General features: G+C 53.5%; 7 protein-coding genes. 3 read left to right on the top strand and 4 right to left on the bottom strand.

Annotated elements, in window-relative coordinates:
* Positions 1–1,150 (top strand): efflux transporter outer membrane subunit (locus tag VLV32_10860; GenBank protein HUL42385.1); only part of this gene is annotated, 1,150 nt, incomplete at its 5' end.
* 66 nt (positions 1,151–1,216) lie between these two features.
* On the opposite strand, the gene VLV32_10855 is transcribed toward VLV32_10860, so the two are convergent.
* Positions 1,217–2,068, bottom strand: coding sequence for a DUF6515 family protein (locus tag VLV32_10855; GenBank protein ID HUL42384.1), 852 nt, complete (start codon positions 2,066–2,068; stop codon positions 1,217–1,219).
* Positions 2,069–2,107: 39 nt separating this feature from the next.
* Positions 2,108–2,608 carry a glycine zipper 2TM domain-containing protein gene (locus VLV32_10850; protein HUL42383.1) on the bottom strand — a complete coding sequence of 167 codons (501 nt, stop codon included), beginning with the start codon at positions 2,606–2,608 and terminating at the stop codon, positions 2,108–2,110.
* A gap of 458 nt (positions 2,609–3,066) precedes the next feature.
* On the opposite strand from VLV32_10850, the gene VLV32_10845 reads away from it, so the two are divergent.
* Complete coding sequence (locus VLV32_10845) at positions 3,067–3,246, top strand: ATP-binding protein (GenBank protein ID HUL42382.1); 180 nt, start codon at positions 3,067–3,069, stop codon at positions 3,244–3,246.
* Between the two features lie 34 nt (positions 3,247–3,280).
* On the opposite strand, the gene VLV32_10840 is transcribed toward VLV32_10845, so the two are convergent.
* Both VLV32_10840 and VLV32_10835 read right to left on the bottom strand, forming a co-directional pair.
* Positions 3,281–3,721 (bottom strand): hypothetical protein, encoded by a 441-nt coding sequence (locus VLV32_10840; protein HUL42381.1) that lies wholly within the window; start codon positions 3,719–3,721, stop codon positions 3,281–3,283.
* On the bottom strand, positions 3,718–4,107 hold the full coding sequence (locus VLV32_10835) for a hypothetical protein (GenBank protein ID HUL42380.1): 390 nt from the start codon (positions 4,105–4,107) through the stop codon (positions 3,718–3,720). The genes VLV32_10840 and VLV32_10835 overlap by 4 nt, the downstream gene beginning before the upstream one ends.
* Positions 4,108–4,548: 441 nt before the next feature.
* Here VLV32_10835 and VLV32_10830 point away from each other — a divergent pair, with 441 nt between their 5' ends.
* Positions 4,549–5,253, top strand: a complete 705-nt coding sequence (locus VLV32_10830) for an SDR family oxidoreductase (protein ID HUL42379.1) — start codon at positions 4,549–4,551, stop codon at positions 5,251–5,253.
* Positions 5,254–5,461 lie beyond the last annotated feature (208 nt).

Raw genomic sequence — 5,461 nt, 5'->3', positions numbered from 1 at the left:
AGCCGAATCACGCTCCCATTCTCCCGCTGGTTTCAGCAACTCGCAGTCCCAATCGATCAGGCCGGGCATACAGAACAGCTATCTGTTAACGCTGGATGCATCCTGGGAGCCGGATTTGTGGGGTAAAATCCGGCGCACGGTAGAATCGAATGAAGCAAGCGCGCAGGCCAGCGCTGCCGACGTTGAAGCGGCGCTGCTTTCCGCGCAAGCAGCGCTGGCACAGGATTATATTCAGCTGCGTGCGCAGGACACCCAGAAGCAACTGCTTGACGACACGGTCGTCGCTTACCAAAAGTCCCTGCAACTCACGTTAAACCAATATGCAGTTGGCACTGCCGCCAAAACGGATGTCGTTCAGGCGGAAACTCAGCTTAAGAGCACGCAGGCACAAGCCATCGACGTTGAAGTGCAGCGCGCGCAGTTCGAGCATGCGATTGCGCTGCTGGTCGGAAAACCGGCATCTATTTTTTCCATTCCCTCTGCGCCACTCAACACGAGTCTGCCTGCAGTTCCCATCGGCGTGCCGTCCGATCTGCTTGAGCGCCGTCCCGACGTAGCAGCAGCAGAACGTCTGGTTGCTGCGTCAAACGCGCAAATAGGAGTTACTATCGCGGCCTTCTATCCGAACTTAACGCTGTCGGCTTCCGGTGGATTCCAAAGTCCCAGTTGGTCAAATTGGCTTACCGTCCCAAGCCGCTTCTGGGCCGTCGGGCCGCAGCTCGCTGAAACGTTGTTCGATGGCGGATTGCGGCGCGCACAGACGGCGCAGGCAAGAGCCGCTTACGACGCCAACGTGGCAGCGTACCGCCAGACTGTACTGAATGGATTCAAGGAAGTTGAAGACAACTTGGCCGCGCTGCGTATTCTTGAACAGGAAGCACAAGTACAAGACGAAGCCGTCAAGGCGGCGCGTCTGTCGGTTCAGTTGACCACTAATCAGTATAAAGCGGGAACGGTGAGTTATCTCAACGTTATCGTGGTACAGGCTGCTGCACTGAGTAATGAAAGGACGGCGGTCAATATCCTCAGCCAGCGGCTCGTCGCAAGCGTGCTACTCATCCAAGCACTCGGAGGAGGCTGGAATGCAGCGGATCTGCCCACCGCCGCGAAATTGGCAGTCAACCACGGGCAGGAAAATTTGACACAGTAACAAAATACTCGCCGCCACCCTGCTCCGAGTCCGATCAGTTGCCCTCGCCCACGAGCGTGATTTTCTTTACCTCACGGTATAACCGCGGCCTTCTAAACAAGCACTCAGTGCGCGTTGGTAATCCGCAAGCTTATCGCCAGTTTGCTCACCACCAGTCTGAGCGGCTGGATTGTAGCCTGTTTGGCTGACAGCCCAGCTATGGCAGGCGTTGCGATCTTGCGTCTGCTGTGCCTGGGTTTGGCCTTTGTCGGGATAAACAAATAATTGTCCCGGAGGTTCTTGACCGGGATTTACGCTTGGCGACTGCGGGGGAACGGGATTTACGCCTCCCGGCTGCGGGGAACCGGGATTTACGCTTGGCGGCGGCGGATTATTGGAACTGTTTGCTGGACCCATTTCAACGACGTTGCCCGGCTGCTGAGCCGCAGCACTATATGGCTGCTGTTCGACGACAACGTTGCTCGGAGGTGCTTGAGTAACGACGTAACCTCCTTGCGGGCTTGGCGCGTAATAAACGTTATCGGCGTAGTAGTAAGGCACATTGCCTACCCAAAGCGTCGTGTAATACGGCGGTAGAATCGGCACCACCAAACCGAATGGGGGCGCCACAACAACAAAGTTCACGCCGATATGGCGATACCAGATCCCACCACCAAAGTAATACGGCGCGCCGTGATAATAAACGACGCGATGTGAGGGCGGCAATTTGGCAAAAGCGTAGCCGCGCGGCGGGTAGTAATGATTGTGGTGGTAGCGTGAATCCAGGTATTGGTGTTGCCTGAATTCACTTTCACGAAATTCGTGCCCGCGGTACCCATGTTCGTCCGCGTGGGCGACTCCATAAAACGCCAATCCAGATGAAAATACGAACATGAGCCCAAGTAGGTCCCTGCAAACTTTGGTGCGCGTAATCGACATGATTGCTCCAAGCATTAAATCAAGGAATTAACGAGTGCGTCAGCGGGGCGTAACCGCAACATTTACCCGTAGTTCATTACCCGGGTTGTACGGCAGCCGGGTCTTAAAAAGCTGCCCATTGTACTCGTAGGTCACCCAGTAACCGCTGGTCACAGTTTGGTAGTTGTCAACTTGCTGGCAACGTTGGACCGGCGTTGTGGTCGTATATGTGCTCGCCGCGGCATCCTGGTTGGCAAGTCGGTCACCCGTAATCGCTCCAACCACTGCGCCGCCTGCGGCGGCTGCAACTTTTCCTGTGCCCTGACCCACTGTGCTGCCAATCAGCCCCCCCGCCAATCCGCCGATCAAAGCGCCGGCCGGATTGTACGGTTGAGGTACATATTGAGTAGTTTGCTGGGGCGCCGTCCAGCATTCCTGTGTAGGATGATTCACCGTCTCAGTGATGGGAGTTGCGCTTACGACTCTCGCGACGGCTTCGTATGCATAGCCATTCACCTGCATGAGCGCCAGCATGGCAATGCCAATCAAAATCTTCTTCATGATGAATCTCCTTTGCTAAATGATCTTACTCAAGTTAGACCATACGATTTGCCCTTTAACGCAAAATTTATCAATTCAGTTGACAAAATGTTGTAACGAAATGTAACGCAATATAACGCGGCTTCTAAAATGCAGTGCATTATTCGGTTGCACTGTGGGCGAGTAATCGATCGATCTCAACACTGTGCCGCTCAAATCATGCGGCCCGAAGCGAATTTGCTGCGGACACAGAAAGTTCGGATCCGTCCATCGGACATTCTGTGTGCTTGAACATGCACCCTGCCATTTAACTTCTTAAGTTTTTTTTAATGATTTTTTTGTAAGACCCGTGTCGCCGTATAGCAGCGCGGTAATTTTGTTTGCGTTACTCGTCGATGTGGGGCGAGACCATACGGCATAGCAAAAAATCCAGGCATTTCCATTAAATCGTTAATCCAAGGTAAGGCCCCGGCCCCGGAATTCCGACTGGCGAGCGTGTCTTTGACCGATTCTATCGTCGAGGCGAAACCGAGGTAACAGGAAGTGGTTTGGGTTTAGCAATCATCAAGAACATCGCCGACCAACATAGAGCAGCAATTGATCTCAGCGATAATCCGTCCGGTCACGGATTGATAATTACGGTTACGTTTCCGAGTTGACGGGTATTACGACCGCAATTTTCAAGTGCGAAGCCTAAGGCTTATCGCTCGCCCATTGGCCAAAGTCGCGAGTTGGGCTGGCAAGAGGGTGCAGCCAATCTCCGGAGAACTCCTTAACCCGCTTCAGTCGATTATTAGGCCCGAACTCGAAACCAAGGTAATGGTCATTTGTAACGGTGCCTCCGAGCGAAGTTGGAACCATGCTAAAGCCGGCTACTTGTTGCCAATGATAAACGAAAACTCGGTCATTCTCTGACCGTTCGCCCGGTTCCCCGAGTTTCAGCAATACCTCGGCGCGCGTCGTTTTGCCGGGCTCAAACGATTCGATGGTCTTGCTCGGGATTTCACTGTAGCCGACCACCGTAGGGGTTGGAAGCAAAGCGCAGCCGCCAAATCCCGCTCCTGCAACAGCGACCAGAACGAGTCGGCATGCCGTGACAAGTGGGCCAGTAAAGATATGTCTATATGAATTCATCTCACGCGTACCAGGCTATGTTGTTCGACGATATTGTGTGGGCCGAATACCAGAACCAGGTTATAGGTCCCCGGCTCTCTGCAACGAGTCTCGTCGCTAAACGGCACCACTTCTTCAACCGCGCACATCGACATGCTATAAGCAACGATTCGACCGCGCTCATGACGGTAGTCGGGTTCGCCCAGACGACTGAAAACCTCCTTTTTGGAGGTTTTGCCGTCCTGAATGAACGGGAGCACGCCGCTGACGACCTGCGGGTTCTCCGGCGCGACTGTTGATGCCGCGCAGCCTGCCACCAGAAGAACGATGGCCGTCATGTACACTATTGACGCCAAACCTCCGCATGAGTCGCGCGACTGCTTGGAGGTCTCACTTCTCAGAGCCACGTATGGCCTCCGCCTTTTGACGGTTTACCGCTGAAATTATGGGCGTCTAAGACAAATAAATATGTGACCTAAACCGCATTTTTGTCTTATATTAACGCCTAAGCTAATCTACTGTTTTTAGATGATAATTTTTCTACTTTTCCAGGCGATTCGACCATCTCCCGGGAAAAGCTCGTAGGGCAAAATTCGGGTTGAGTAATTGGGTTGGGAGCCGCGAAAGACCTTGCTGATGAAGCAGGCTTCGCGGGAGCGCGATTGATATTAGGTTTGCGTCACTACAAGTCGTTGTGCGCATCGTGCGCCAGACACGATGAACTTGGCCGCAGACTTGAGTTCGGGGTAGCAAATTGCAAGAACCATTTTTTAAAGAACTTCGTAGCTTTTACTACATTGATCGCATTATTTCGCTTATGATTATTTAGTAAACTTGATATCGAAGGCATGAACGGGCGCAAACCCATTGTCGTTGTTACCGGTGGGAACCGCGGCATCGGTTTCGAGATGTGCCGTCAACTGGCGAGCCGCGGCGCCCACGTTGTTTTGACGGCGCGCAATCCGCAAGCCGGCGAGCAGGCAGTCGAAAAACTCACCGCCCAAAAACTGTCGGTGCAGTTCCACCCGTTGGAAGTCACTGAGCCCGAGAGCATCTTAGCCCTGCGCAATTTTCTGCAACAGACTTTTGGTCTCCTCGACGTATTGATCAACAACGCGGGTGTTATTTCCGACGACGACGGCTCCGGGCTTGAAGTGAAGCTTTCCGCAGTTCGCGCCACGCTGGAGACCAACACACTTGCTCCACTGATCCTGTCACAGACGCTCGTTCCTTTGCTCAAGCGCAGTGGCAGCGGTCGCATCGTAAATATATCCAGCGGCATGGGCGCGCTTACCGATATGGGAGGCGGTCATGCCGCTTACCGAATCTCAAAATCTGCGCTTAACGCCGTTACCAAAATACTTGCCGCCGAATTGCGTGGCGGGATAGCGGTCAATTCGGTTTGTCCGGGCTGGGTCAAGACGGACATGGGCGGCCCGAATGCCAAACGTGACGTTTCGCAAGGCGCGGAAACGGCCGTTTGGCTTGCGCTTGAAGCGCCGCATGATTTGACAGGAAATTTCTTGCGCGACCGCAAAGTCATTCCGTGGTGACTGAAGAATGTATTTGACCAAAGAAAGAAGAACATGGATTTGGCCATTACCGATGATTTCATGCGAAGGATGCTGGCCACCTCAAAGATTTAGCCAAGCGGCGCGGGTGCGCGTTTCCCACCATCAAAAAGCGGCATAAATGCGATCCGTATTTAGCGCAACGGTCCGGCGTTGAAAAACAATCGCTTTCTATCTACACTGGCTGCGG

This window comes from Burkholderiales bacterium (genome assembly GCA_035518095.1).
GTDB lineage: Bacteria > Pseudomonadota > Gammaproteobacteria > Burkholderiales > JAHFRG01 > JAHFRG01.
Note: the sequence above shows the minus strand (reverse complement) of the source record. Positions and strands in the feature narration are given on the sequence as shown.

Bases quoted from the DNA above. Each gene is read 5' to 3' on its own strand.
- VLV32_10855 (HUL42384.1), bottom strand. From the start codon at position 2,068: ATGTCGATTACGCGCACCAAAGTTTGCAGGGACCTACTTGGGCTCATG.
- VLV32_10840 (HUL42381.1), bottom strand. From the start codon at position 3,721: ATGAATTCATATAGACATATCTTTACTGGCCCACTTGTCACGGCATGC.
- VLV32_10850 (HUL42383.1), bottom strand. From the start codon at position 2,608: ATGAAGAAGATTTTGATTGGCATTGCCATGCTGGCGCTCATGCAGGTG.
- VLV32_10830 (HUL42379.1), top strand. From the start codon at position 4,549: ATGAACGGGCGCAAACCCATTGTCGTTGTTACCGGTGGGAACCGCGGC.